Origin of the sequence: Phytoactinopolyspora limicola (assembly GCF_011320225.1) — a bacterium.
In the GTDB taxonomy this organism is placed as follows: domain Bacteria; phylum Actinomycetota; class Actinomycetes; order Jiangellales; family Jiangellaceae; genus Phytoactinopolyspora; species Phytoactinopolyspora limicola.
Window position 1 is genome coordinate 76,798 of sequence record NZ_JAAOEN010000020.1, and the last position, 25,662, is coordinate 102,459.

Sequence of the window (25,662 nt, forward strand, 5' to 3'; positions counted from 1 at the left end):
CACGCTGATGGCATCGCATTCACGTGCTGGAAGTGCCCAGGGTTGCCGGAGCCACCGACTCCCGGGCAAGAGGAGTGACCACCAGCCTCCTCTTGTCCGGGGCTTGAACGCTCTAGTGAGTGATCCGCGGCCGAATCTGGGGAATGACCCCATGATAGAAACGCTCAGCCGACAGATTCGTTGAGGGAGAATCCAAACACATGATGACGATGTGCGTGGCGCCTTCGTCAACGAACTCCTGGACTCTGGGCGCCACCTGATCGGGTGAACCGATGAAGTGGTCTTGGCTGAGCCCCGGGATTGCCTCCGGCGGGACGCCGATCTTCCCGAGGGTCTGTTCCACGGATTTCGGGTCACCGCTGAGCTCGGCCAGCCGGAACACCGAGGTATCGATCGACGACGGGTTCCGGCCGACCTCGCGGCAAGCTCTGGCCAGCTCCGCTGACAGCCGCCGGAAGTCGCTCAGCCCGACATTCCAGTTGGCGACGTCGGCGTGTTGGGCCGCGATTCGTAGGCCACGTCGGCCGTGGGTTCCCGTCCACACCGGAGGACGGCGGAGCGGCCGTGGATTGCAGCTCGCACCCCGGAGCTGGACGTGGGATCCGTTGAACGTCACTACATCCTCACTCCACAGGAGGGCGACCGCCGCAAGGGTCTCGGCGAACGTGTCCACTCGTTCACCCGGGGTGGGGAAGGGATAACCGTAGGCGAGTGACTCGGTTTCGTCCCAGCCGCCGCCCAGGGCGAAGATCAGCCGCCCATCCGACATGACGTCCACACTCGCCGCTTGTTTCGCCAGCATGCCGGCGTTGCGGTAGTACGCGCAGGTAACGAGTGCGCCCAATCGGGCATGTGTGGTCACTTGGGTAAGCGCGGCCAGCGTCGAATAGCCCTCGAAGAAGGGGCCGGTCCGATCGGTGCCGGAGGCCATGAGGTGATCGCTGACCCATAAATGGTCGAATCCCAGAGCATCGAAGTCCGCGGCGCTTTCCCGCATGCGGGTCCAAGCAGCCGGCCCAGGCCATCCGGTGAACTCTCCGGCGCCTCCATGGGGGACGAAGATCCCCCAGCTGAGTTCGCCTGCTTCGGTGTTGTTGGCCATGGGGGCAGCCTCCCTGTGTCGTGCTTAGTGTGATCCAGCCTGGCCCGGCCCCGGCCGGTTGTCTTGGGAGCATCGGCCAGGTCTTGGCCGGTGATTTCATCGCCCTCTATGACGGTGAGACGCCGTGCGCCGTCGCAGAGGTCAAAGCCTCGACCGTGGCGTTTGCCGGTCAGGGTGGTCGCGACGATTCCGCTCAGCGACGGGGCGGTTGCAGGCGACGATGGTGCAGCACTGGGCGGGTATTCGTGATCAGATGCCCGCGGATACGTAGGCTAACCAGGGTGTGGCCACCGTGAGTGTCGGCACCATGATCAACGCCATTGAAGCCACGTAGACCGCGGCGGCAAAACCCCGGTGGGTGGTGGGAGCCGGCTCGGCCAGCCGCTGGATGCGGACCAGCGGGCTCGTGCCGCTTGAGCCGAGGGTCCCGGCGGGTACCGTCGCATCGGCGAGCCGGACGAGCGCACGTCCGAGCGGAAGGGCGCCCGTGCGGCGGCGGGCCGCGTCGTCGGCGAGCATCTCGACGAGGCCGGAGGCGGCATCGAGCGCGGCTCGGCTCCGCCCGAACCACGGAAACGCGCTGTGTAGCGCCGCGAAACCCTCGACGACGAGGTCGTGCCGGGCGCGGGCATGGGCACGCTCGTGTTCCAGAACGGCACGCAATTCGTCGTCGGCCAGGACATCAACCGCCGATGACGAGATCACCAGCCGAGACGACAGGCCGGGCAGGCAGTAGGCGAACGTTTCACGGGCGTCGAGAATACGTGCGCCTGGTGCACGTTGGTCGATGTGGCTCAGGAGGTCGACCAGCTGTCGGTGGCGACGGCGCCGGGCGCGGAGGCTGGTGCCGAGGGTATGCGCCGCCCACAGCAGGCGGGCCAGCACGGTTAAGGTGAAGACGAAGGCGGCTGCGTGCAGGAGCACCATGCCGAGATTGAGCTGGTCGCCATGGACGGCGAGGGTGGCGACCGATGCGCCGGCGCCGAGCGCTGATAACACGGCGGCCAACGTCAAAGCCTGCCAGAGCACTAGGGCCGCTCGGGGGACCCGGCGCGGCCACTTCGCCCGGGCAAGCCACGCGGGCGCTGGGCCAGCCAGCGCCAGTGCCATGGTGGTGAGAATCAATGGCGTGGCCGTGACGGGCAGGGGTCCGGACAGCATCAGTATTCCCGACGTTCCAGCTTCGCTAGCGCGGCGCGCAATGCGGCGGCGTCGTCGGCGGACGCGGTGTCGACGAAGCGCACCAGGGCGGATGCTCGGCTTTCGGCGTCGACGGTGCCAAGGGCATCATGCATGAGCTCGGCGGTGAGTGCGTCGAGTGTCACCGCGGGCCGGTAGAGGTACGCCCGGCCGTCGCGGATCTGCTCGACCGCACCTTTCTTGGCCAGCCGATCGAGGACCGTCATGACGGTGGTGTAAGCGATGTCTCGGGCCTGTGCCAGCGCGTCGTGCACCTCGCGGACGGTGGCGGCCCGTTGAGGGGGTGTGGGGGCCGGTTCGCCTGGTGGTGCACCGCTGTTGGTTGGTGCCGTCGGGTGGTTGGTGTTGGTGGGCGCGAGTGACCAGAGGTAGTCCATCACGGCCCGTTCCAGCTCGCCGAGGTGCGCGCGTCGTCCTTGTGCCACACCCACAGCATACCTACCTCACGTAGTACGACCTAGCGTCGTAGATAACTACGACGCGATGTAGTATCTACGACGTACTGTAGTAATTGGCCAGGTGCGGATGCACGGTCACCGTCGTCGTGGGAGCGGAGAAGAGCGGGAGATGGACGTTGTCGACCTCGCCAGATGGCAGTTCGGTATCACCACGGTGGTGCACTACTTCTTCGTCCCTTTCACCATCTCGATGGCGTTTCTCGTCGCGATCATGCAGACGATGTGGATGCGGACCCAGGACGAGCGTTGGCTGCGGCTGACGAAGTTCTTCGGGAAGCTGCTACTGATCAACCTCGCCGTCGGAGTGGTCACCGGTCTGGTCCAGGAGTTCCAGTTCGGCCTCAACTGGAGCGACTTCAGCCGCTTCGTTGGAGACATCTTCGGTGCTCCGCTAGCCATGGAGGCGTTGCTGGCCTTCTATCTGGAGTCGGTCTTCGTCGGGGTCTGGATCTTTGGCTGGGGGCGCATCCCGCCGAAGATCCACCTGGCGACGATCTGGGTCACCGCGTTCGCCACCCTGCTATCGGCCTACTTCATCTTGGCCGCCAACTCGTTCATGCAGAATCCCGTCGGCTATGAGATCAACGAGGAAGCCGGCCGGGCCGAACTCACCGACTTCGGGGCGGTGCTCACCAACAAGGTCACCCTCGTCACCTTCCCGCACACCATCTTCGCAGCATTCATGGTGGGCGGCGCGGTGGTAGCCGGAGTGGCGATGTGGCACCTCGTCAAAGGACGCCGGGAACCCACCGCGGCTGAGCCCGGCGCGCCAAGCGATGCCATCACGTTCCGTCATGCCCTGCGGATCGGAGCGGTGGCGGTGCTGATCGGGGGAGTCGGCGCAGCGGTGAGCGGTGACCTGCAAGGAAAGGTCATGACCGAGGTGCAGCCGATGAAGATGGCGGCCGCGGAAGCCCTCTACGACACTCAGCAACCCGCACCGTTCTCGCTGTTCACGGTCGGGAGCCTGGACGGTAGCCAAGCCCTGTACTCGATCGAGATCCCGTATCTGTTGTCGTTCTTGTCCACCGGATCGTTCCAGGGTGAGGTTCAAGGCATCAACGACATCCAACAGGAATACGAACAGCTCTACGGCCCAGGCGACTACACCCCCAACATCCCGGCCACGTATTGGACGTTCCGGCTGATGGTCGGTTTCGGCGGGCTGGCCGCGGCGATCGCGGCATGGCAGTTGTGGTCGACCCGTCGAGGCCGGGTGCCCACCTCGGTGTGGGCATTGAGAGCTACCGTGGTGCTGCCGTTCTTGCCGTTGGCCGCCAACACGTTCGGGTGGGTCTTCACCGAGATGGGCCGGCAACCGTGGCTTGTGTTCGGGCTCATGCCCACCGCGTCCGGGGTGACACCGGGGTCCACCGCCGGCGGTGTGTTCGCCACCCTCGCCTCGTTCACCGTGCTCTATGCCGGTCTGACGGTGCTCTGGGTGTGGTTGCTGGCCAAACACGCCAGACCGGGCCTACCGGACGTGAGTGCTGAGGCTCGCTGGGGCCGCAGCTCAGCCGGCGAGGACGGCTCCAGTGCGGGCGACGCCGCCGCGGGGTCCGGCGATGACGACGCCGCCGACCGGCCCCTCACCTTCGCCTACTGATGAGACACCCGATGGTCACCGCCGTCGTGCCGACAGTCGCCGAACCGACGTGCCCACCCAGCAGGCGCGACCACAACCGACGAGAAGGACGTTGACGATGGACCTGGCAACCGTGTGGTTCGTGCTCGTGGCCGTGTTGTGGGTCGGGTACCTCGCTCTGGAGGGGTTCGACTTCGGGGTCGGCATGTTGACTCGCGGCTTCGCCCGGGGAGATCGCGAGCGGCGGGTGCTCATCAACACCATCGGACCCGTCTGGGATGGCAACGAGGTCTGGATGATCACCGCCGTCGGTGCGACGTTCGCCGCCTTTCCGGAGTGGTATGCCACCGCGTGGGCCGCATACTACGCACCCCTCGTGGTGATCTTGATGTCCTTGATCGTCCGGGGTTTGGCGTTCGAGTACCGGGCGAAACACGACACCGAACGGTGGCGTCGGTGGTGGGACCGGGCGATCTTCTGGGGATCGGCGGTCCCCGCCTTCACCTGGGGTGTGTTGCTGGCCGGGTTCGTGCAGGGCCTGCCCTTGGATGGCCGGCACGACTTCACCGGAGGACTGGCCGACATCGTCACTCCCTACACGATGCTCGGTGGCGCCGTCACGGTTGTGCTGTCTCTGTTGCACGGCGCCCATTACGTCGCACTGAAGACGGTGGGGGATATCCGGCTACGTGCCCGGGCCCTGGCCGGCCGGCTGGCCGCACCCGTGGCCCTATTGGCGGCCGGTTTCGCGGGCTGGACGCTGCTCGACCGAGACGGCGGGCCGATGAGCTGGTTAGCGTGGCTCGGCGGAGTGGGGTTGGTAGTGGCCCTGATCGCCGGACGGGCCGCCATCGTGCAGCGGTCGGAAGGATGGGCGTTTACCGCGAGTTTCACGGCGATGGTGTTCTTCGGTGTCGTGCTGTTCGCCTCGCTGTACCCGAACGTGCTGCCATCGACGACGGACGTGGGTGGACTCACCATCGCCAACGCCGCATCCAGCGACTACACGTTGACCGTCATCACCTGGGTGGCGGTGCCATTCGTCCCCTTGGTGGTGGCGTACCAGACGTGGGTCTACTGGATGTTCCGCCGGCGGATCGGCGTGCAACATATTCCGTCCCCCTAACGGCAGGGGTCATGGGCTGAGCCGCGCATGATCAGTGCGGCGCGGTGAACATCGACGTGCCGGGGTGCGCCGTCCAATGGGTCCATAGCGGCCGATAACCCGCGGCATGCCAGAACGGAGCGGACAGCGGACTCGTCACCGCGTGGTGGAGCAGCATGACGTCGACCGCGGCGTCCCGGAACCGCTCATGTGCCACTGCCACGAGCGCCCGGCCGATGCCGCGTCCCCGGTGACCGGCCCGGACCGACAGGCACTCTAGGTACCCGGCACGGCTAACCCCAACTCGGCTGGTGATCCACTCGGTGCGCGGCGGAAGGTCGATGATGACCAGACCCACCGGTTCGTCGTTGTGGTCGGCGAGCAAGATCGTGCCGTCCCGGCGGTCGAGCGCGCTCGTCAGCCTGGTTCGTAGGGCAGCCGCGGTACCCGGACGGATGGTGCAGGTGCCGAGCTGCGCGTCGTATCGCAACTCCTCCAACTGAAGGTCGACGACGTCCTCCACGTCCGATGGTCCGGCCTCGCGGATCTGCGTGCCCGGGGTTACCTCGGCCGACAGCGGGACGACACGTCCACGGACGGCGATGTCGGCCATCGGGGCGAACCCATACCGCACCAGTGTCTCGACGGCTGCCACGTCCCGGCTCGGCCAGGTGATCGTGGCCGATGTCTCGATTTCCCACGGGTCGATACCGGCGAGAGAGGCACGCCACGCGGTCAGGAGGGCGCTCAATGTGTCGGCGAGATCGGGTCCGTCCAGCCGGACGTCGAGAGAGAACGTCCGTAACGTTTGGAAGCACGATGCGAAGTCGTCCGGAGAGACGTGGTGTTCGCGGCTGACGCCGGCCGCGTATGAGGTGCCCGCTGACCCGGTCAGCAAGATGGCGCCCTGATCGGGGGTGAGCGCGGGTGGCGCCGGCAACACCGGATCGAGCCGCCGCAACCGCGCGGCGTGAGCCGCCGCTAGTTGCTCAGGCGAAGGTGTGGTCACCGCGGCACGGTAACAGGAGCGGGGACGGGGCGCCGCAACGATTGGGCAACGGCTCACCTACCGGCGGGAGTGTGGCAACGATCGTCGGAGTTGAAGGCAGAGATCCGGCGATGATCCCGGGCTGGACGAGGCTAAACGACCAGTTCAGAGCAGGGTGAAGTCGGCGAAGTCGAAGCCGGGTGAGACAACGCAAGAGACGAGGACTGGCTGGTCGGTGGCTGGCTGCGCGGCCTGCCAGTGCCCGGCTGGGACGATCACCTGGGGTGACTCGCCAGCTGCTATCCGGGGACCGAGCAAGACGGTACTGGGGTTCAGATCAGGTGTCTCGCCGTCGCCACCCACTTTGATCCGCAGCGGGCCACCGGAGTGCCAGAACCACAGCTCGGCTGACTTGACCACGTGCCACCTGGACTCCTCTCCGGGGGCGAGCAGAAAGTAAATACACGTGGCAGTAGCTCGTTTGCCGTTGTATCCCTCTGGCCACAGAGTGGTATCGGATCGCCATGTCTCGCGATACCAGCCGCCTTCGGGATGTGGCTCCAGCCCGAGTTGCTCGGCCAGGAGCGGGCGGGTGCTGTCGGCAGGCATGGGCGTCAGGGTAGTGCACCTTCGTCAGCGGGCGCAGACGATCGGAGGATACCCCGCAAGAGTTGGTCGAGGCCGGTCTTGATCCGCTCCGGAGCCATGCCCTCGTCGGCGACCTGATGCAGGTGGAGCCGGCCGGACAACACGGCGATGAGGGCTTCGGCGAGATACGCGGCATCTAGCTCGGGGTCGATCTCCTGAAGCAGCATCATCAGATGATGTCGCTGGACCCGGTAGGCGCCGGTACGGTAGCGCTGCGAACCCGTCTCGGCTTTGGCGAGGATCTCGGCCTGCTCGGTGAGACGATCGACACAGCGGCACAGGTAGGCGCGCAGCCGGGCTGAGGCTGGTGCGCCTGGTCCGAGGGGCGGCGGACCAAACATGAACTCGGACTGGAACTGTTGCTCGCGTTCGTCCAGTAGTGCGTAGGCCAGGCCGGACAGGTCACCGAAGCGTCGGTAGACGGTCCCGATACCGACGCCGGCGGCGGTAGCCACCGCCTCCATCGACAACCCCGCGATGCCCTCGTCTCGAAGAATGCTGGCGGCCGACTCCAGAAGCAGCCGGCGGTTGCGGGCAGCGTCGGCACGTTCGGCCCGAGGCCGGTCGGGCATCGACAGCATCACGCTCATCCGCGGCGGCGGGCAATCGATGTCGGCCATGTCTACCTCCACCTGGTTAACCCTAGTGTCACGGGCTCGCCGTTTCCCATGATCACAACGGCGCGCGTGGTGACCGCGGCCGCACGGATGTGCGTCGTCGTGGGAGTTGGCCACGGCATCCAAACCCAGGTGATACGTGACACCGTGGAGGACTACGATCGAGGCCATGCCCGAGCCTGACGACAACGCGTTCTACGTCACCACGCCGATTTACTATGTCAACGACGCGCCTCATATCGGGCACGCGTACACCACCGTGGTGACCGATTTCATCGCCCGGTGGCATCGGCAGCGACAGGAAGACGTCTGGTTTCTGACCGGCACCGACGAGCACGGCGAGAAGGTGCTGCGGACCGCCGAAGCCAACGGTGTCGACGCGCGGAGCTGGGCTGATCGCTTGGTCGAAACCGCCTGGCGGCCAGTCCTGGAGACCATCGACGCCTCGAATGACGATTTCATCCGGACCACCGAACAGCGCCACGTCGACCGGGTGAAGGAGTTCATGCAAACTCTGCACGAAGCGGGTGAGATCTTCGAAGGCACCTACGAGGGGGCCTACTGCGTCGCCTGCGAGGAGTACAAGCAGCCCGCCGACCTCGTCGACGGCACCGGCGAGTATGCGGGCCGGCAGTTGTGCTCGATTCACGGGCGCCCGGTCGAGATGCTGGCCGAGAAGAACTACTTCTTTCGGATGTCGGCCTATGCGGATCGTTTGTTAGCGCACTACGCGGAGAACCCAGACTTCGTCCAGCCGGAAAGCGCCAGGAACGAGGTTGTCAGCTTCGTCAAACAGGGCCTGCAAGACCTGTCCATCTCCCGATCTACGTTCGACTGGGGCATTACGGTGCCGTGGGACGAGTCGCACGTGATCTATGTGTGGATCGACGCTCTGCTCAACTACGCCACGGCGGTCGGTTACGGCTCCGATGAGGAGAGATTCAAACGGACCTGGCCGGCTGATATCCACTTCGTGGGTAAGGACATCCTGCGCTTTCACGCCGTTATCTGGCCCGCGATGCTGATGGCGGCTGGGGTCCCGCTGCCCAAGCAGGTATTCGCACACGGCTGGTTGCTGGTTGGCGGTGAGAAGATGAGCAAATCCAGGCTCACGGGTATCGCGCCCGCCGAGATCATCGACACGTTCGGTTCCGATGCCTTCCGGTACTACTTCTTGCGTTCGATCGCCTTCGGCCAGGATGGCTCGTTCTCGTGGGAGGACATCGCGGCCCGGTACCAGGCCGAGCTGGCGAACGGGTTGGGGAACCTTGCTTCACGGGTGTCGGCGATGGTCGGGAAGTATTTCGACGGAGTGCTCCCTGCTCAGGGAGAGCCGACGGATGCCGAAGTGGCGTTGGCCAATGTCGCCGCGCGGGCCGTCGCCGATGCCGACGCCGCTGTGGACCGGGTCGCTCCGCATGAGGCGCTGGGCGCGGCATGGACGTTGGTCGATGCCGTCAACGGCTATATCACCGAGCAGCAGCCATGGGCGGTCGCCAAGGACGAGGCGCAACGCGAACGGTTGTCGACGATCCTGTACTCCTCGGCTGAAGCGCTGCGTGTCCTCGCGGTCCTCCTGAACCCGGCCATGCCCAAGGCGTGTGCGCGGATCTGGGCCGCTTTGGGGGCCGAGCCGGCGTTGGGGGAGTTAGCGCGGCAGCCGGTCGCTGAGGCCGGGCAGTGGGGACAACTCGCCGCTGGAGCGTCGGTGACCAAGGGGGAAGCGCTGTTTCCTCGCCTTGACGTTTCGTGATGAGAATCGTGCAGGATCTGGTGGATGTCGTCCGCACCGAGTACGGCTGGCTGGTCGGAAGGTGATGAGCCGGATGCAACGTTCCGCCACGACAGACGATGGTCGGCGCCGAGACCTGGTACGTCCGCCGGCTCCGGAGCCGCTGCCGCTGCCGGTCACGGACACCCACTGCCACCTGGACATCGGGGACGGCGGGGACGACGACACCTTCGGTCCCGACCAGGCCATCGCCGCGGCGGCCGACGTAGGCGTCAACCGCATTGTGCAGGTGGGGGTCAGCCTCCCGTCGTCCGTCGTCGCGGTGGACCTCGCCCGGCGTTACTCGAGTGTGGTGGCCGCCGTGGCGTTGCACCCCAACGAGGCGCCGAGGTTGGCCGTCGACGGTGAGCTCGACGACGCCTTGGCCGGCATCGATCGATTGGCCGGCGCCGGCGACATCGTGCGTGGAGTTGGTGAGACCGGTATGGACCGTTTCCGCACCGGACCGGACGGCATCCCAGCCCAGGAGGAGTCGTTTCGGGGCCATATCGAGATCGCCCGGCGGCGAGAGTTGGCTCTGGTGATCCATGACCGGGACGCGCACGGCGACATTCTGCGCGTGCTCGAGGACGCGGACCTGCCGGAGAGGGTGGTGTTCCACTGTTTTTCCGGCGACGCGGAGATGGCGAGATACTGCGCTCGGCGGGGCTGGTTCCTGTCCTTTGCCGGAACGGTGACGTTCAAGAACGCCGGCTCGTTGCGGGAGGCGCTAGCGGCGGTCCCATTGGAGCACGTCTTGGTAGAGACCGATGCGCCCTTCCTGACGCCCCACCCGCACCGGGGGCGGCCGAACGCGTCGTACTTGGTACCACTAACCGTTCGAGCCATTGCTGAGGTGGTAGGACGTGATCTCGAAGCCGTGTGTTCCACGATCCAGCACAACACCGAGATGGCCTTCGGAACATGGTGATCCTCGTCACGCAAACCGGGGCAAATCGGCTAACGTGCGGGGTTCTCGGCCGGGTCATGAGGTGTTGGGCTTGACTTTTGCGCCAGGTACGTTACCGTTCCGTGACTGTTAGCCGGAGTCGGGGAAGCTCCGGGTGGCGACCAAAGCGGCCAAGCGTCGCGCCCGCTGTCGTGCCGCACCTGTGCACGGCAAAAGGCGAGGCGAGTAGGCTGTGCCACCTGCCCCGTGCCCGGGAAGCTCAACCGCAGGAGCATCGTGCGTCCGTCCGTCAAGACGATCGCGATCAACGCGAGCGTTGTCGCTGCCCTCGTTGGTGGTGGCGTCGCCTACATGACGTTCAACAACGCCGTCGTCCTCACCGTCGACGGCGAGTCCGAGACCGTACACACGTTCGCCAATAGCGTTGGGTCCGTGCTGGACGGTCAGGGCATCGAGGTCGGGGCCCGTGATGAGGTCATCCCGTCGCTGGACAGCAAGATCGAGGACGGTACCGAGATCACTGTCCGTTACGCCCGTGAGATCACCGTCAATGTCGACGGCGAAGACCAGTCCTTCTGGACCACCGCACTCTCTGTCGACGAAGCACTGTCCGAGCTCGACATCCGGCACGAGGGCGCCGACCTGTCGGTGGCGCGATCGCTGGACATCGGTCGGGGCGGACTGAACTTCGAGGTTCGTACCCCCAAAGACATCACGCTGATCGCCGACGGCGACGAAGGCGAGATGATCACCACCGCGTTGACGGTCCGAGAGGCGCTCTCGGACTTCGACATCGAGCTTGGTGACCTCGACATCGTCGAACCCACCCTGGACACGAAACTCGGCGACGAGGACACCGTGGTGGTCAAACGAGTGTCGGTCGAAACCGACACGGTCGAGATCGACATCGACTTCGAGACCACGCGCAAGAACGACGACTCCCTGGACAAGGGCAAGACCTCGGTTGACACCGAGGGGAAGCAGGGCCGCCTGGTCCGCGAGGTCGAGAAGACCTACATCGACGGCGAACTCGAGTCGGAAGAGACGATCTCCGAAGAGGTCCTCGCCGAGCCGGTCAACGAGGTCATCCTCGTGGGTACCAAGGAGCCCCCGCCCCCGCCTCCCGAGGAGGAGAAGGACGACGACAACGGCGGTGGCGGCGGTGGCGGCGGCGGCGGTGACAACGTCGACGGCGGCGTCTGGGACCGGCTGGCGCAGTGCGAGTCCGGCGGCAACTGGTCGATCAACACCGGCAACGGCTACTACGGTGGCCTGCAGTTCTCGCTGCAGACCTGGCGCGCCTACGGTGGCAGCGGCTACCCGCACGAGAACAGCAAGGGCGAGCAGATCCGGATCGCCGAGAAGGTCCGGGCCGCCAGGGGCCACTACGGCGACTGGCCGGCTTGCTCGCGCAAGCTGGGGCTGCCCACGGGTTAGGCTCCATCCACTCGGGCCTATGCTCGAGGCATGACGACCCACGACACGTCCGCTGAGCCCAGATTGCTGGGTTCAGCGGACGTTCGTCGTCTGGCCGCGGATCTCGGTTTGCGCCCCACGAAGACTCTGGGCCAGAACTTCGTGATCGACCCGAACACCGTACGCCGGATCGTGCGGACCGCCGGGGTAGACACGGACGACGTCGTCGTGGAGGTTGGGCCAGGGCTGGGCTCCCTCACCCTGGCGCTGCTGCCGCAGGTCGCGCGGGTCGTCGCGGTGGAGATCGACGCCAATCTGGCCGCGGCGCTGCCGGGCACCGTCGCCGATTACGCACCTGGGCTGCACCATCGGCTGGACGTGGTGCACGCCGATGCGCTGCGGGTGCTGGAGTTGCCCGGCCCGCCACCGTCGGCCCTGGTGGCCAACCTGCCGTACAACGTCGCCGTGCCCGTGCTGCTGCACCTGTTGGAGATTCTGCCGAACCTGCGCCACGCCCTGGTCATGGTGCAGAAGGAGGTTGCCGATCGGCTGGCCGCCGGCCCTGGTTCGCGCACCTACGGGGTGCCGTCGGTGAAGGCAGCCTGGTACGCCGACGTACGTCCGGCCGGTGCGGTGGGGCGTACGGTGTTCTGGCCGGTGCCCAACGTCGATTCGGGGCTGGTGTTGCTCAAGCGGCGCGAGGCGCCCGTGGGCGCCGCGCGTGCGGATGTGTTCGCCGTGGTCGACGCCGCCTTCGCGCAACGTCGCAAGACACTTCGCGGGGCCCTGAGCGGCTGGGCGGGCTCCGCGGCCGAGGCGGAGCGGATCCTCCGAGCGGCGCAGGTCGACCCGGCCGCCCGCGGAGAACAGCTGGCCGTCGGCGACTTCGTCCGCATCGCCGCCGCGCGCCAGCGTGACCGGTGAGGGCCCCGGTTTCACGTCGCCTCACCCGTGATCGTCGGCAAGACTCGGTCGCTATGGCGACACGATGACGGCAATGATCACCGAGCCGGGGTGCTTATACCCGTCAGCGACCACCACGCCGAGCTTCCTTGAGGCTGCCTTTGACCAGACGACCGTAATGAGAAGCGGACGACGATCGGTCGGGTTGATCGATTGGTGTACCCAACCCCCGCTTCGTCGGGCCACACTCCGCTCGTGATCCGGGCAACGGGGTAGATCGTCGCTCGCGCTACTGTCTCTTGTTGTGCAGGTCATCGTCCGGGTCCCCGCAAAAATCAACATCGTGCTTCGGGTCGGCCCCTTGCGGTCTGATGGATTCCACGGCCTGGCCTCGCTGTTCCACGCGGTCTCCTTGTTCGACGAGGTCCAGGCCCGGCCAGCTACTGGAGGTGTCACCCTGGAGCTGACCGGCGGGTACACAGCTGGTGTTCCGCTGGACCACTCGAACCTCGCTGTGCGGGCCGCCCATATGCTGGCCGAGGCGGCTGGCGTCTCAGCCGATGTGCGGTTGAAGGTCCGCAAGGACATTCCGGTGGCGGCCGGGCTGGCTGGTGGCAGCGCGGACGCGGCCGGCACGCTACTGGCGTGCAACCAGCTCTGGAGCTTGTCGTGGCCACGGAGCGCCCTGGCGGAATTGGCCGCGTCCCTGGGCAGCGACGTGCCGTTCGCGCTCCTGGGCGGTACCGCCGTTGGAACTGGCCGAGGTGAACAACTTCAGCCGCTCGACGTGCCTGGCGAGCTGCATTGGGTCCTGGCGGTGGCTGACGGGCAGTTGTCGACACCGACGGTGTTCCGACGGCTGGACGCGCTCCGGCAGGTGGGTGCGGTGCCGGAGGCGCCCGTGGTTGATCCTGCGGCCGTCGCGGCCGTGGCGGCAGGAGATGCCGCCGCATTGGCTCCGCTGCTCGCCAACGACATGCAGGAGGCCGCGATGGATCTGTACCCTGCGTTGACCGAAACGTTGGACGTGGGTCGACGGGCGGGAGCCCTGGGCGGCATCGTCTCCGGCTCCGGGCCAACATGTGTGTTCCTGGCCCGCGACGCGGAGCGGGCGCGGGCCATCGCCGAGACCTTGAGCCAGCTCGATGGATGTACCGCCGCGGTACCGGTTGCCGGTCCGGCCGCCCCGACTCAGCTGCCGGCATAGCGGCTGGGCCCGGCACCTGGCAGTGCGCTGACGGCGCCGATGTGACCAGCTACGGTGGCGGGCTGACGATGTGATTGTCAGTCAGGCGTGAGACACTCTCTGCTGTCATGGCGCCACGCAACCTGGTCAATCTAGAGCCCGTCTCTCTCGCCGAGGGGCATCCCGACGGTCGCCGACCTGATGATCCGGTGGAGGTGCGCTGATGGCGGTGCATCTGCTGGGAGCCGAAGGACTCAGGCTGGAGTACCCGACGCGGGTGGTGTTCGAGTCGGTGACACTCGGCATCGACGAGGGCGACCGCATCGGGATCGTCGGTCGCAACGGCGACGGTAAGTCGAGCCTGATGGGCATGTTGTCGGGGCGCGTCGAGCCGAACGCCGGTCGGGTGACCCGGCGCAGCGGAGTGCGGTTCGGTGTGCTGGATCAGCGGGACGACCTCAACCCGGAGGAGACCGTCGGCCGCGCGATCGTCGGCGATGGCCCGGAGCACGAGTGGGCTCGTGATGCGCGCATCCGCGACGTCATCGGCGGTCTTGCCTCGGACATCCCGTGGGACGCGAAGATCGGCGAGCTGAGCGGTGGGCAGCGCCGTCGGGTGGCGCTCGCTGCGCTTCTGGTCGGCGAGTGGGACCTGATAGCCCTGGACGAGCCGACCAACCACCTGGACGTCGAAGGCGTCGCCTGGCTGGCCGAGCACCTCCGCGGCCGGTGGGCGAAGAACTCCGGCGGGCTGTTGGTCATTACCCACGACCGGTGGTTCCTCGACGAGGTGTGCACCGAGACGTGGGAGGTCCACGACGGGATCGTGGAGCCGTTCGAGGGCGGGTACGCCTCCTATGTGCTCCAGCGGGTCGAACGAGACCGGATGGCGGCCGTGGCCGAGGCGAAGCGGCAGAACCTCATGCGCAAGGAGCTGGCCTGGCTGCGCCGCGGAGCGCCGGCCCGCACGAGCAAGCCCAAGTTTCGCATCGATGCCGCCAACCAGCTCATCGAGGACGTACCTCCGGTACGAAACCCGATCGAGCTGCAACGTCTGGCGGTGGCCCGCCTGGGCAAGGACGTGGTGGACCTCGAGGGCGCGTCGGTGAGCTTTGGGGACCGCGAGGTGCTGCGGGACGTGACGTGGCGGCTAGCGCCCGGTGAGCGCACCGGCATCCTCGGCGCCAACGGTGCTGGTAAGTCGACCCTGCTTGGGCTGATCTGCGGCACCGTCCAGCCCACCTCAGGGAGGGTCAAGCGGGGCAAGACGGTGCGGATCGGGGTGCTGGATCAGCAGTTCGCCCAACTCGCCGAGATCCAAGGTGACCGGGTGCGGGAGGTGCTGGCCCGCACCAAGACCACATTCGCGGTCGACGGCAAAGACCTGACGCCGGCCCAGTTGCTCGAACGCCTCGGGTTCGCCCGCGAACACCTCTCCGCGCGAGTTAACGACCTCTCCGGGGGCCAGAAGCGCCGTCTGCAACTTCTTCTGCTGCTGCTGAGTGAACCTAACCTCATCGCCCTCGATGAGCCTACGAATGACGTGGATGCTGAGATGCTCACCGCGATGGAGGACTTGCTGGATTCCTGGCCGGGAACGCTGATCGTGGTCTCCCATGACCGATACCTGTTGGAGCGGGTCACCGATCAGCAATATGCCATCCTCGACGGTCGGTTGCGCCATGTGCCGGGAGGTGTTGAGGAATACCTCCGACTCCGTCAGCAGGAACCTGCCTCGGGGTCCAGGACGGTCTCGTCCAGCGCGGAATCGCCGATGGCGTCAACTCAAGGAGAGCCTGGTGTTTCGGGCGCGGAGCGGCGTGCCGCGCAGAAGGAGGTCAGCGCCATCGAACGTCGGTTGGAGAAGCTGACGGGCAGCATCCAGACGGTGCATCAGCGCCTTGCCGAGCACGATCACAGCGACTACGAGGGTCTGCAACGCCACACCGACGAACTACGGCGGTTGGAGACCGAAGTCGCGCAGCTGGAAGAGCGGTGGCTGGAGCTGTCGGAACTCGTCGGCTGACGTTCGCTGCCTACTCACCTTCCGGCGATGGTTGCGCTCCGCCTGAAGAAGCCGCCTGAAGCTCATCCTCGTCGTATGTGCGACGGTCGCGCGGCGGGCTCGGCCGCGGGTGGCGCGTTGGTGTGACGTGTTTCACCACGCCGGAATGTATTAGCTCGGGCTGTGGTGGCTCTTCTTATAGGAGGGGGAATAGTGGATGACGCAACGGGGTACGCAGAACGGGGTGAATGGCCGGCGAGGGGCAGCTGTATGCCAGGAGGGTGTGCCAAGAGAACGAGCAGTCGAACAACCACCGGCGAGGTGGGTCCAGAGGCCGAGGCGGGCTCAGAGGTTAGAGATTAAGACCTTGCTCGGCCAACCAGGCCCGCGGGTTGACTGGAGTGTCGCCACCGTTCTGGCGGATCTCTAGGTGCAGGTGAGGGCCCGTGCTGTTGCCGGTCGAGCCGACTCGGCCGATGACGGTGCCGGGCTCGACGGCGCCAGACTCCTGAACGATGCGGGAGAGGTGGGCGTACCAGCTGACGGTGCCGTCCCAATGCCGAATGGCAACTCGTTGCCCATATGGTCCGTCCCAGCCGGCGAAGATGATCTCACCACGGGACAACGCTCGAACCTCCGAGCCTTGGGGCGCAGCGAGGTCGAGACCTTCGTGCCCGGCGGACCACATTCGGCCGGTGGAGCCAAAGCCTGCGGTGATCCGATAGTTGGCCGTCAAGGGGCTGACCCAGCGTTTTGCTTCGCGTTCGGCTCGGGCGGCGGCCTCGGCCGCATCCAGACGTTGTTGCTCCACGATGCCGCTGTGGGCCCGGTTGGCGGTCTGGCTGGCCTCGGACGTCAGCGACTGGCCAGCGTCGGAGATGGTGTCGAGGGCGCCGGCGTCGGTCACTGAGGTGAGCGGCCGCTCGGGGACCGCGTCGAGAGGCTGGGCGAAGTTGTCAGAGCCCGATGCCGGGGACATGGCCAATGCGCCAGATGCCGCGGCAGCGACCGTGACCGAACCCACGACGGAGGGGACGGTGAAGTGCCTGCGGCGACGGTGACGACCGTTACCGGAGCGTCGCGACACGCCTCTGAACCTTCCGACGGGGACTACGGACCTGGGGACCATAGCGGGTCTGTGGCCGTCATCTCAAATGACTCCACGGACTTCGGTCGCCGTCTGTGCTGCGTAGTTGACTGTTGCGGCCGCCGAGTTCGATCGTGACCTGCCTGTGACCTGCGGCGACGCGCTTGCGGCTGTGAGCTATGACACATTTGTCTGGTTGCCGTTATGACGTGTGACCTTCGTCACATTGTTGGATAGCTCTCGTAGCTGCGATGTAGTGCTCCTGGTCACGCCTCGGATAGCCTGCACACGTGGAGGAATCGATAACGGCTGGATCCGGCCGCCCGCTGCGTGTCATCGTCGCCAAGCCCGGGTTGGATGGACACGATCGCGGGGCCAAGGTCGTCGCGCGTGCGTTACGCGACGCTGGTGTCGAGGTCGTGTACACGGGGCTACATCAGACACCCGAGCAGGTGGTGGAAGCTGCCATTCAGGAGGACGCACAGGCTATTGGTCTGTCGATTCTCTCGGGTGCACACATGACCCTGTTCAAACGGGTCATGGAGCTGCTCAACGAGCGAGACGCCACGGACATCGTCGTGTTCGGTGGCGGCATCATCCCGGATGCCGACATTCCGCTGCTTGCGGAGATCGGGGTGGCGAAGATCTTCACTCCGGGCGCCAGCACGCAGGAGATCATCGACTGGGTCAACACCCTGCGGTCTCCGCAACCCAGCTGACCGATACATCGACCCCGGGTGCCGGTGCCCGGGGTCGATGCTGTCCTGCCTGGCCAACTGGTCGCTTTTTTGGCGGCCAGGGCGGTTGTCTGGCTTGCCAGACCCTCCATTACTCCCCATTTGTGCGTTGTTCATCGTTGCGCACCTGTAGGTCTATCAAAGGTCTAGACCTGTCCGATGTAATGGCCTCACCGTCTACACGAGTGGGGTGACTCGGTGTCTCGACAACCGTTACCAGGACAGACCAGTTCCGGCCCGCCTACCGGCCGTCCCGTCTCCAATCGAACACACCGCCCGGCATCACTATCCCGCCGCTCCCGCGGCTGGCAGCTGGTTATGGCCGGCGCGCTGGTCGGTGCGGTTCTCGTCGCGCCACCGCTGGCCGGGGCGGAACCCAGCGGACCACCACACACCACGCCGGTCCCTGGCCCATCCGTCCCATACCTCGACGACGAGCTCACGATCGCTCCCGGACTCGAGCTGTCCACGTTTCAGAGCCTGGAAGCCGACGGCTGGACCTCAGGCTCGGTGCTCACCGTCGACGTCGACGCCGACCTGAGCTTCGACTACCAATACTCGGGTGCCGTCACCGAACTCGAGACCATCCGTGCCGGAGCCGAGCGGACCGGAGCCACCGCGGCCATCAACGCGGACTTCTTCGACATCAACAACTCCAACGCCCCGTTGGGGCCGGGTATCAGCCGCGATGGCGGCCTCGTCAACGCGCCCGTGGCCGGCCGACACCAGGCCGTCGCGGTGACCGAAGCAGGTGCGGTCCAGCTTGCCCAGATCTTCCTCGAAGGCCGGCTCACCATCGCCGGCGGGCCGACGCTTGAGCTCGACGGCGTCAACACCTACCGCCTCCCTGCCGATGGCATCGGGCTGTTCACCCCGCTCTGGGGTGAATACACCCGTGCCGATTCGGTGGCGGGTGCCGCGGACGTCGCCGAGGTCACCGTCGTCGACGGTGTGGTGGCCGACGTCAACGACGAGGCCGGAGCGGGCCGTATAGACGCCGATACCGTGGTCGTCGTCGGGGCCGGTGCTGGGGCTCGAGCCCTACTGGAGCTTGACGCTGGCGACCAGGTAGAGATCACCTACGCGCCGCGCTCGGACCTCGACGACATCGCCGTCGCCGTCGGCGGTAGCCATGTGCTGGTCCGCGACGGAGTGCCGCAGACGTTCAGCGATACCGCTGTGCACCCGCGTACCGCCGTGGGCGTCAGCGAAGATGGCACCGAGGTGTTCCTCGTCGTCATCGATGGAAGGCAAGCACACGCCCGCGGCATGAGCCTCACCGAGCTGGGGGAGTTCATGCACGGGCTCGGGGCCCACGACGCCCTCAACGTCGACGGTGGCGGATCCTCCACCATGGTCGTCCGCGAACCCGGTACCGCCGACCACGACGTCGTGAATAGCCCCTCCGACGGCGAAGAGCGGTCGGTGGCCAACGGCTTGGCGGTCTTCGCCGGTGCCGGCTCGGGAGAGTTGGCCGGATTCCGATTGCTGCCGGCCGCCAACAGCACACGAGTGTTCCCCGGCCTCACCCGGACCGTCACCGCGCTCGGACACGACGAGGCACGTGAGCCAGTGGACGCGAACCCGGAATGGACCGTCGACGCAACCGCGGCAAGCGTGGAGAGCGCCGGCCCAGTAGCTACCATCACCGGGGTGGAGCCTGGTCTTGCCACGGTCACGGCGACCGACGGCGACGTTCGAGAGGAGATCGACATCACCGTCCTGGACGATCTTGCCTGGATGGCGCCGAGCGCCACGCTCGTGCCCCTGGCTGACGAGGACAGCACCGGTCGAATCGAGCTGACCGGCTACGACGCCACTGGCTACCGGGCAGCCCTGGAACCAGCCGACGTCAGCATCTCCGGTGGCGACGGTGTCGTGGAACTGGTGGCCGATGACACCGGGTTCACCGTCGAACCGCTCACCAGCGACGCCTCGGCCCTGCTGACGTTCGAGGCAGCCGGCGCGCGTGCGCAGGTCGCCGTCACGATCGGGCTCGTGTCCGAGACCGTCGCCGACTTCGATGACGCCGGAGACTGGACCATCAGTTTCGCGCGCGCCACCGGCGCTATCGAACCCACCGACGGCCCTGACGGCCAGTCCGGTATCCGCCTGACCTACGACTTCAGTGGAGCCAACACCCGCGCGGCCTATGCCGCCCCGCCACAGCCCTTCGAACTGCCCGGCCAGCCGCAGGCGGTTAAGGCCTGGGTTCATGGCGACGGCAACGGATCGTGGATCCGGATGCGTCTGTACGACGCGCAGGGCACCCTGATGACACTCAATGGCGGGTACACGACCTACACCGGCTGGGAGCAACTGACGTTCGAGGTCCCACCGGGTACGGAGTATCCGCTTGAGTTCCGCGACATCTACTCGGTCGAGCCACGTGGTGACGCGCGCTACCACGGCGAGACATCGTTCAGCGACATCACCGTGGAGGTGGCACCAGACGTCGAGCTGCCCGTGCGCCAGCGCTACCAGGACCCGGTGATCGTCGCCAACGGAACAGCCGACGGTGCCAGCCAGCTGATCGCGGTGATGAACGACTCTCAGTTCGTCGGCCGCGACCCGGACAGCGACATCGTCCAGGCCGCGCGTCGCACCCTCCAGGAGATCGTCGCCGCGGGCCCGGACGTGCTCATCATCAACGGCGACTTCGTCGACGAAGCGGCCCCGGAAGACTTCGCCTTGGCCCGGCGGATCCTCGACGAGGAACTCGGCGAAGCCGACTTTCCCTGGTACTACGTCCCTGGCAACCACGAGATCCAGGGTGGACCGATCGACAACTTCATCGCGGAGTTCGGTGACACGCAGCACGTGTTCGATCTCGACGGCACCCGGATCATCACCATGAACACCGCGTACGGCACGCTGCGTGCGGGTGGGCGGGAGTTCGATCAGATCGCCGTCTTGCGCCAGGCACTCGACGACGCCGCCGCCGACCCGTCGATCACCGGGGTCGTGGTCGCCGGGCACCACCCGCCCAACGATCCGCAGCCGACGGCCAACAGCCAGCTGGCCGACCGTCGCGAAGCCGCGATGCTGGAAACGTGGCTGGCCGACTTCTCTGCCGAGTCGGGTAAACCCGCGGCGTACGTCGCCGGACACGCGGGTGTGTTCCACGCCTCGTCGGTGGATGGCGTCCCTTATCTCGTCGTGGGCAACTCCGGCAAGGGGCCGGCCGGTACTGCCTCCGACGGCGGGTTCACCGGATGGGCCATGCTGGGTGTCGAGCCACGGTTCGCCGACGAAACGCCGAGCCGGCCGGGGCGTGGTTCCGAGCGGGCCCGTGGTGGGCCACATGCCGCGTCGGACGCGGCTCGCTGGCTGACGGTCGAGGTGAAGCCCCGAGTGGACGAGGTGACGCTGGACGCGCCGGAGCGCCTGCCGATCGGCCGTCCGGCGCCGGTAGCGGCGACGTTCCAGCAGGACGACGGGCGGACCGTCCCAGTGGCGTGGCCGGCCAGTGCGCAATGGTCCGGGCGGGGCGTCCATGTCGGTGACCCCGAGAGCGCCGACCCTCGCGATGTTGTTGCCCTCGACCCGCAGGCGGGTACGGTAACGGCCCTGCGCAATGGGATCGCTCGGTTGACTGTGACCGTCAACGGCGAGACAGCGACGCAGACCATCGTCGCCGGCCGGGACTAACCCACCCGTCACCCGCCCGTCCCCTCCCGGTGATCGTTGCCGGTTTCCCGCCCTTCTCCCCAGTGATCGTTGCCGGTTTCCCGCCCTTCTCCCCAGTGATCGACATCAAGAATAGGTCGCTATGACGACGCGAATCCGGCGACGATCACCGGGGGTGGGTGGCGGAAATGCGGCGACGATCACCGGGGGTGGGTGGCGGAAATGCGGCGACGATCACCGGCGGGTGGGGACGGGACGGCGACGGTGATCGCAGCGCAGGACAGGGGTCGAATGCTCCCGGTTCGCCGAACGACGCTAGTCTGCACTAGGCCCCGGAGGTCGCGCGAGCGGAGGCGCACTCCCGTCGCACACCTTTCGACGGGCCGGTATGACGGCCAACGGACCGCGACACGGCAAAGGATGTAGACGCGTGGACCTGATGGAGTATCAGGCGAAGGAACTCTTCGCCAAACATGGCGTCCCGGTACTGCCCGGCGCTGTCGCCGAGACCAGCGAGCAGGCCAGCCAGGTGGCAGAACGCATCGGCGGGCAGGTAGTAGTCAAGGCGCAGGTGAAAACTGGCGGGCGAGGCAAGGCCGGCGGGGTCAAGCTGGCCGAAGACCCCGCGCAGGCGCAGGAGAAGGCGGCCGCGATCCTCGGCATGGACATCAAGGGGCACACGGTTCACCGGGTGCTCGTCACCGAGGCCAGCGACATCGCGGAGGAGTACTACGTCTCCTACTTGCTCGACCGAGCCAACCGCACCTTCCTCGCGATGGCTAGCGTCGAGGGCGGCGTAGAGATCGAGCAACTCGCGGTCGAGCGCCCAGAGGCCCTGGCCAAGATCCCCGTCGACCCGCTGGCCGGTGTCGACGCCGCCAAAGCGGCCGAGATCGCCGACGCCGCCGGGTTCGAGGGTGACGTCCGCGACGAGGTCATCGGTGTACTCCAGACATTGTGGACCGTATTCACGGCCGAGGACGCGACCCTCGTCGAGGTCAACCCGCTGGTGAAGACCCCGGACGGGAAGATCGTCGCGCTCGACGGGAAGGTCACTCTCGACGAGAACGCCGAATACCGGCAGCCCGAGCACGCCGCGTTCGAGGACAAATCCGCGGCCGACCCGCTCGAGGCGCGGGCCAAGGAGAAGAATCTGAACTACGTCAAGCTGGAAGGCGAGGTCGGCGTCATCGGCAACGGCGCGGGTCTGGTGATGTCCACGCTCGACGTGGTCGCCTATGCCGGCGAGGAGTTCAACGGTGTAAAACCAGCCAACTTCCTCGACATCGGGGGCGGTGCCTCGGCCGAGGTCATGGCCAACGGGTTGGAGATCATCCTGTCCGACCCCGATGTCAAGAGCGTCTTCGTCAACGTCTTCGGTGGCATCACCGCGTGTGACGCCGTCGCCAACGGCATCGTGCACGCCTTCGAGCTGCTGGAGAGCCGGGGCGACGACATCACCAAGCCGCTGGTGGTCCGGCTGGACGGCAACAACGCCGACGAGGGGCGGCGGATCCTCGACGAAGCAGCGCTCCCGCTCCTGGAGCGGGTCGACACCATGGACGGTGCCGCGCGCCGCGCGGCCGAGCTCGCGGCGGCGAAGTAAAGGACGGGCGACGACAATGGCCATCTTCCTCAACGAGAACAGCAAGATCATCGTTCAGGGCATCACCGGTGCCGAAGGCACCAAACACACCCAGCGCATGCTCAAGGCCGGCGCGAAGGTCGTGGGTGGCGTCAACGCCCGCAAGGCTGGTCAGGAACTGGACTTCACCGAGTTCGACCCCGACGCCATGCTCACCGTATACGGCTCGGTCGCCGAAGCGATGGAGAAGACCGGCGCCAACGTCTCGGTCGCCTTCGTGCCGCCGAAGTTCACCAAGGACGCGGTGAACGAGGCCGTCGACGCCGGCATCGAACTGCTGGTGGTCATCACCGAGGGCATCCCGGTGCACGACACCGCGGAATTCTGGGCCTACGCGCAGAGCAACGGCAACAAGACCCGCATCGTCGGACCGAACTGCCCCGGCGTGATCAGCCCCGGCAAGTCCAACGCCGGCATCATCCCGGCCGACATCACCGATAGCGGGCCGATCGGCCTGGTCAGCAAGTCGGGCACACTCACCTACCAGATGATGTACGAGCTGCGCGACATCGGCTTCTCCACCTGTGTCGGCATCGGTGGTGACCCGGTGATCGGTACTACACACATCGACGCTCTCGAGGCGTTCGAGGCGGACCCGGACACCAAGGCGATCGTCATGATCGGCGAGATCGGCGGCGACGCCGAGGAGCGGGCAGCCGAGTACATCAAGGCCAACGTCACCAAGCCGGTGGTCGGCTACGTCGCCGGGTTCACCGCCCCGGAAGGCAAAACCATGGGGCACGCCGGTGCCATCGTCTCCGGCTCGTCCGGAACCGCCCAGGCCAAGCAGGAGGCGTTGGAAGCGGCCGGGGTACGTGTTGGCAAGACGCCCAGCGAGACCGCCCGCCTCATGCGGGAGATCGCCGCGTCCTTCTGACCTTGTCGACACCCCGTGGGTGCATCCGATCGACAGGCCGCCCGCCCGTTCGCCCAGAGGGCGCGACGTACGTGGCGGTCAGCGACGAACCGGTACACCCACGGGGTCAGTTGGTGGCAAGCCGGGCTGCTGCCCGCGTGAGCAGGTCGAGCACCAGGGTGGCTAGCTCCTCGTCGGTGATCGTGTCGGCCGTCGCATCCGCGGCCGGAAGATAGTTGAGCAAAGCGACCGCGTTGCCGCGCGTCACCAGCCCGAACGTCGCGGTGAAGTCGGTATCGGCATGCTCGGTCAGCCACACCGAAGCGACGTGGTCGGCGTCCTCCGAGGATTCCACGAGCCCGATCTCGACGCCGTCCTCGGTGTACCCGCTGAGTCCGTCGACAAGAGCGGCGTAATGTTGCCTGGCCTCGTCGTCGGAGGCGAAACGGGCCAGCTCCTGATAGACGGAAGGCCCGTCGACGTCCATATAGCGGCCGTAGTGTCGTCGGTCGAACGCCACGGCACCCTCATCCGCCGGGTCGATGGCCAGATAGGCCAACCCCCACCCGGGCGGCGTGGCGTCGTCGTTGCCCGGCTGGATCTCCCAGCCTTCGAGCTCGAGGTCGGCACCCAACACCTCGGCAAGGTCGGAGTCGGCGAGCCAGCCGGGAATGTCACCCACCGGATCCTGTGCCGCCCGCCGCGCCACCACCTGCCCGACACAGTCCTGCTCCAGCGCGGCACACAACCGCCGCGCTGCCTGCTCCGAATCGTCGGTTGACATCGCGAGATTGTCCTCCGGGCTTGGTCCTCCGCGGGCCACCATCGTCACGAACCCACCCACTCGCATCAGGCGAACGGAGACGAGATGGTGGGTCAGGAACTCATCCGGGTCGTCCCTCGGAGCGAAGTAGTTGGCCATCCATGCCTCGTCGCCCACCTCATTCACCGTCCATGCCTGGGTGAACGGTTCACCGTCGGAGGCCTCCCGTTCTTCGCTGAGCCCCTGCGCACACGATTCGACCTCGGCACGGAGCTGGGAGAACCGGCTCACCGGGTCAGCGGTCGCCTCGATGAACTGAAGGAAGTGCCCGGCGTCGGGGTTGGCGAAATGAACCGACGAGGCACTCTCCGGAACCATCGGCACACACTGGAACGGTGTCTCACGGCCATCCGCCTCAGCCCAGACCGGTGCGTCCGGGCCCAGGTCGGAATCAGCGGCGACATCCTCCAGAGTCATGAGTGCATCGTCGGGAACAGGAGCGACGTCCGGCGGTGCGGTCTCGTCCGATCCGTCCGGCGACGTCGGCACCGCCGTCGGTGACGCGGTGTCGGTCGGGGCCGCCGGGTCCGGGGCGGTGAACAGCTGATCCTGGGTCACACCGAGAATCCCGAGTCCGGCCAGTACTGCGCTCGCGAGCACCACACCCGTGATCTGGTTGCGGGTGCGTTGGGTGGCGCGGTGGCGGGCGGCCGCCGGGCCGGGCAGGTGGATGTCGGTGAGGTCGGCGTTGAGGTCGTGTAGCCGGTCGTGGAACTGGTCGTCGGAGCTGGTGCTCATGGCCGTTCCCCTTCCATGGCTACGGTGGTGTCGGTGAGGAGTTGGGCGAGGGTGGTTCGTCCGCGGGAGAGGCGGGCTTTGATGGTTCCGGTGGGGGTGTTGGTTTCGGTGGCTATTTCGTCGACGCTCATGCCGACGAGGTGGTGGAGGACGATGGCTTGTCGTTGTGGTTCGGGGATTTGGCGTAGGGCGGTGACGAGTGCGACGTGGTCTGGGTTGGGGGGTGGGGTGTTGTCTGGTGCGCCGTGGCGG

20 protein-coding genes and 2 pseudogenes are annotated in these 25,662 nt (G+C 66.6%); 13 read left to right on the plus strand and 9 right to left on the minus strand.

Annotation, left to right across the window (positions count from 1 at the left end; genetic code table 11):
• Positions 1–112 precede the first annotated feature (112 nt).
• The 3 genes from G8760_RS26565 to G8760_RS26575 form a co-directional block, all read right to left on the minus strand.
• Positions 113–1,102 (minus strand): LLM class flavin-dependent oxidoreductase, encoded by a 990-nt coding sequence (locus G8760_RS26565; RefSeq protein WP_166355858.1) that lies wholly within the window; start codon positions 1,100–1,102, stop codon positions 113–115.
• A 249-nt stretch (positions 1,103–1,351) separates the two neighbouring features.
• Positions 1,352–2,263 (minus strand): M56 family metallopeptidase, encoded by a 912-nt coding sequence (locus G8760_RS26570; RefSeq protein WP_207782761.1) that lies wholly within the window; start codon positions 2,261–2,263, stop codon positions 1,352–1,354.
• Positions 2,263–2,679 (minus strand): BlaI/MecI/CopY family transcriptional regulator, encoded by a 417-nt coding sequence (locus G8760_RS26575; RefSeq protein WP_166355888.1) that lies wholly within the window; start codon positions 2,677–2,679, stop codon positions 2,263–2,265. The genes G8760_RS26570 and G8760_RS26575 overlap by 1 nt, the downstream gene beginning before the upstream one ends.
• Before the next feature lie 190 nt (positions 2,680–2,869).
• On the opposite strand from G8760_RS26575, the gene G8760_RS26580 reads away from it, so the two are divergent.
• Positions 2,870–4,366, plus strand: a complete 1,497-nt coding sequence (locus G8760_RS26580; RefSeq protein ID WP_166355859.1) for a cytochrome ubiquinol oxidase subunit I — start codon at positions 2,870–2,872, stop codon at positions 4,364–4,366.
• Between the two features lie 97 nt (positions 4,367–4,463).
• Positions 4,464–5,471 (plus strand): cytochrome d ubiquinol oxidase subunit II, encoded by a 1,008-nt coding sequence (cydB, locus tag G8760_RS26585; RefSeq protein WP_166355860.1) that lies wholly within the window; start codon positions 4,464–4,466, stop codon positions 5,469–5,471.
• 31 nt (positions 5,472–5,502) lie between these two features.
• On the opposite strand, the gene G8760_RS26590 is transcribed toward cydB, so the two are convergent.
• The 3 genes from G8760_RS26590 to G8760_RS26600 all read right to left on the minus strand — a co-directional run bounded on the left by G8760_RS26590 (position 5,503) and on the right by G8760_RS26600 (position 7,706).
• A complete protein-coding gene (locus G8760_RS26590) occupies positions 5,503–6,459 on the minus strand; it encodes a GNAT family N-acetyltransferase (protein ID WP_166355861.1) in 957 nt (318 codons plus the stop codon).
• 144 nt (positions 6,460–6,603) lie between these two features.
• Positions 6,604–7,047, minus strand: coding sequence for a cupin domain-containing protein (locus G8760_RS26595; RefSeq protein WP_166355862.1), 444 nt, complete (start codon positions 7,045–7,047; stop codon positions 6,604–6,606).
• A 5-nt stretch (positions 7,048–7,052) separates the two neighbouring features.
• Positions 7,053–7,706, minus strand: a complete 654-nt coding sequence (locus G8760_RS26600) for a TetR/AcrR family transcriptional regulator (RefSeq protein WP_166355863.1) — start codon at positions 7,704–7,706, stop codon at positions 7,053–7,055.
• A gap of 166 nt (positions 7,707–7,872) precedes the next feature.
• On the opposite strand from G8760_RS26600, the gene metG reads away from it, so the two are divergent.
• The 7 genes and pseudogenes from metG to G8760_RS26630 all read left to right on the plus strand — a co-directional run bounded on the left by metG (position 7,873) and on the right by G8760_RS26630 (position 15,915).
• Positions 7,873–9,456: a methionine--tRNA ligase gene (gene metG / locus G8760_RS26605; protein ID WP_166355864.1), complete on the plus strand. Its 1,584-nt coding sequence runs from the start codon at positions 7,873–7,875 to the stop codon at positions 9,454–9,456.
• A 64-nt stretch (positions 9,457–9,520) separates the two neighbouring features.
• Positions 9,521–10,405: a TatD family hydrolase gene (locus tag G8760_RS26610; protein ID WP_166355865.1), complete on the plus strand. Its 885-nt coding sequence runs from the start codon at positions 9,521–9,523 to the stop codon at positions 10,403–10,405.
• A gap of 330 nt (positions 10,406–10,735) precedes the next feature.
• Positions 10,736–11,476 (plus strand): annotated as a pseudogene (locus tag G8760_RS31250) (resuscitation-promoting factor); the annotation flags it as partial.
• Positions 11,477–11,584: 108 nt separating this feature from the next.
• Positions 11,585–11,821 (plus strand): annotated as a pseudogene (locus tag G8760_RS31255) (transglycosylase family protein); the annotation flags it as partial.
• Between the two features lie 30 nt (positions 11,822–11,851).
• Complete coding sequence (gene rsmA / locus G8760_RS26620; RefSeq protein WP_166355867.1) at positions 11,852–12,724, plus strand: 16S rRNA (adenine(1518)-N(6)/adenine(1519)-N(6))-dimethyltransferase RsmA; 873 nt, start codon at positions 11,852–11,854, stop codon at positions 12,722–12,724.
• A 283-nt stretch (positions 12,725–13,007) separates the two neighbouring features.
• Positions 13,008–13,910: a 4-(cytidine 5'-diphospho)-2-C-methyl-D-erythritol kinase gene (locus G8760_RS26625; RefSeq protein ID WP_207782763.1), complete on the plus strand. Its 903-nt coding sequence runs from the start codon at positions 13,008–13,010 to the stop codon at positions 13,908–13,910.
• Between the two features lie 202 nt (positions 13,911–14,112).
• Positions 14,113–15,915, plus strand: coding sequence for an ABC-F family ATP-binding cassette domain-containing protein (locus G8760_RS26630; protein WP_166355868.1), 1,803 nt, complete (start codon positions 14,113–14,115; stop codon positions 15,913–15,915).
• A gap of 331 nt (positions 15,916–16,246) precedes the next feature.
• On the opposite strand, the gene G8760_RS26635 is transcribed toward G8760_RS26630, so the two are convergent.
• The gene (locus tag G8760_RS26635) at positions 16,247–16,918 is read right to left on the minus strand and encodes a M23 family metallopeptidase (RefSeq protein WP_166355869.1); all 672 of its coding nucleotides are present in this window, start codon (positions 16,916–16,918) and stop codon (positions 16,247–16,249) included.
• 389 nt (positions 16,919–17,307) lie between these two features.
• Here G8760_RS26635 and G8760_RS26640 point away from each other — a divergent pair, with 389 nt between their 5' ends.
• The 4 genes from G8760_RS26640 (at position 17,308) to sucD (ending at position 23,870) form a co-directional block, all read left to right on the plus strand.
• Positions 17,308–17,700: a cobalamin-dependent protein gene (locus G8760_RS26640; RefSeq protein ID WP_166355890.1), complete on the plus strand. Its 393-nt coding sequence runs from the start codon at positions 17,308–17,310 to the stop codon at positions 17,698–17,700.
• 336 nt (positions 17,701–18,036) lie between these two features.
• On the plus strand, positions 18,037–21,369 hold the full coding sequence (locus G8760_RS26645; protein ID WP_166355870.1) for a phosphodiester glycosidase family protein: 3,333 nt from the start codon (positions 18,037–18,039) through the stop codon (positions 21,367–21,369).
• Between the two features lie 409 nt (positions 21,370–21,778).
• Entirely contained in the window at positions 21,779–22,954 is a 1,176-nt protein-coding gene (gene sucC, locus G8760_RS26650; protein WP_166355871.1) for an ADP-forming succinate--CoA ligase subunit beta, read from the plus strand.
• A 16-nt stretch (positions 22,955–22,970) separates the two neighbouring features.
• A complete protein-coding gene (gene sucD, locus G8760_RS26655; protein WP_166355872.1) occupies positions 22,971–23,870 on the plus strand; it encodes a succinate--CoA ligase subunit alpha in 900 nt (299 codons plus the stop codon).
• A 106-nt stretch (positions 23,871–23,976) separates the two neighbouring features.
• Here sucD and G8760_RS26660 read toward each other — a convergent pair whose 3' ends face one another.
• Positions 23,977–25,410: a hypothetical protein gene (locus G8760_RS26660; protein ID WP_166355873.1), complete on the minus strand. Its 1,434-nt coding sequence runs from the start codon at positions 25,408–25,410 to the stop codon at positions 23,977–23,979.
• On the minus strand, positions 25,407–25,662 hold a 256-nt coding region (locus G8760_RS26665), incomplete at its 5' end, for an RNA polymerase sigma factor (RefSeq protein ID WP_166355874.1). The genes G8760_RS26665 and G8760_RS26660, both read right to left, overlap by 4 nt.

What these genes read in the sequence shown, in the direction of transcription:
- G8760_RS26565 (WP_166355858.1), bottom strand. Translation starts at nt 1,102, where the DNA reads ATGGCCAACAACACCGAAGCAGGCGAACTCAGCTGGGGGATCTTCGTC.
- G8760_RS26570 (WP_207782761.1), bottom strand. Translation starts at nt 2,263, where the DNA reads ATGCTGTCCGGACCCCTGCCCGTCACGGCCACGCCATTGATTCTCACC.
- G8760_RS26575 (WP_166355888.1), bottom strand. Translation starts at nt 2,679, where the DNA reads ATGGACTACCTCTGGTCACTCGCGCCCACCAACACCAACCACCCGACG.
- G8760_RS26580 (WP_166355859.1), top strand. Translation starts at nt 2,870, where the DNA reads ATGGACGTTGTCGACCTCGCCAGATGGCAGTTCGGTATCACCACGGTG.
- cydB (WP_166355860.1), top strand. Translation starts at nt 4,464, where the DNA reads ATGGACCTGGCAACCGTGTGGTTCGTGCTCGTGGCCGTGTTGTGGGTC.
- G8760_RS26595 (WP_166355862.1), bottom strand. Translation starts at nt 7,047, where the DNA reads ATGCCTGCCGACAGCACCCGCCCGCTCCTGGCCGAGCAACTCGGGCTG.
- G8760_RS26600 (WP_166355863.1), bottom strand. Translation starts at nt 7,706, where the DNA reads ATGGCCGACATCGATTGCCCGCCGCCGCGGATGAGCGTGATGCTGTCG.
- metG (WP_166355864.1), top strand. Translation starts at nt 7,873, where the DNA reads ATGCCCGAGCCTGACGACAACGCGTTCTACGTCACCACGCCGATTTAC.
- G8760_RS26610 (WP_166355865.1), top strand. Translation starts at nt 9,521, where the DNA reads ATGAGCCGGATGCAACGTTCCGCCACGACAGACGATGGTCGGCGCCGA.
- rsmA (WP_166355867.1), top strand. Translation starts at nt 11,852, where the DNA reads ATGACGACCCACGACACGTCCGCTGAGCCCAGATTGCTGGGTTCAGCG.
- G8760_RS26630 (WP_166355868.1), top strand. Translation starts at nt 14,113, where the DNA reads ATGGCGGTGCATCTGCTGGGAGCCGAAGGACTCAGGCTGGAGTACCCG.
- G8760_RS26645 (WP_166355870.1), top strand. Translation starts at nt 18,037, where the DNA reads ATGGCCGGCGCGCTGGTCGGTGCGGTTCTCGTCGCGCCACCGCTGGCC.
- sucD (WP_166355872.1), top strand. Translation starts at nt 22,971, where the DNA reads ATGGCCATCTTCCTCAACGAGAACAGCAAGATCATCGTTCAGGGCATC.
- G8760_RS26660 (WP_166355873.1), bottom strand. Translation starts at nt 25,410, where the DNA reads ATGAGCACCAGCTCCGACGACCAGTTCCACGACCGGCTACACGACCTC.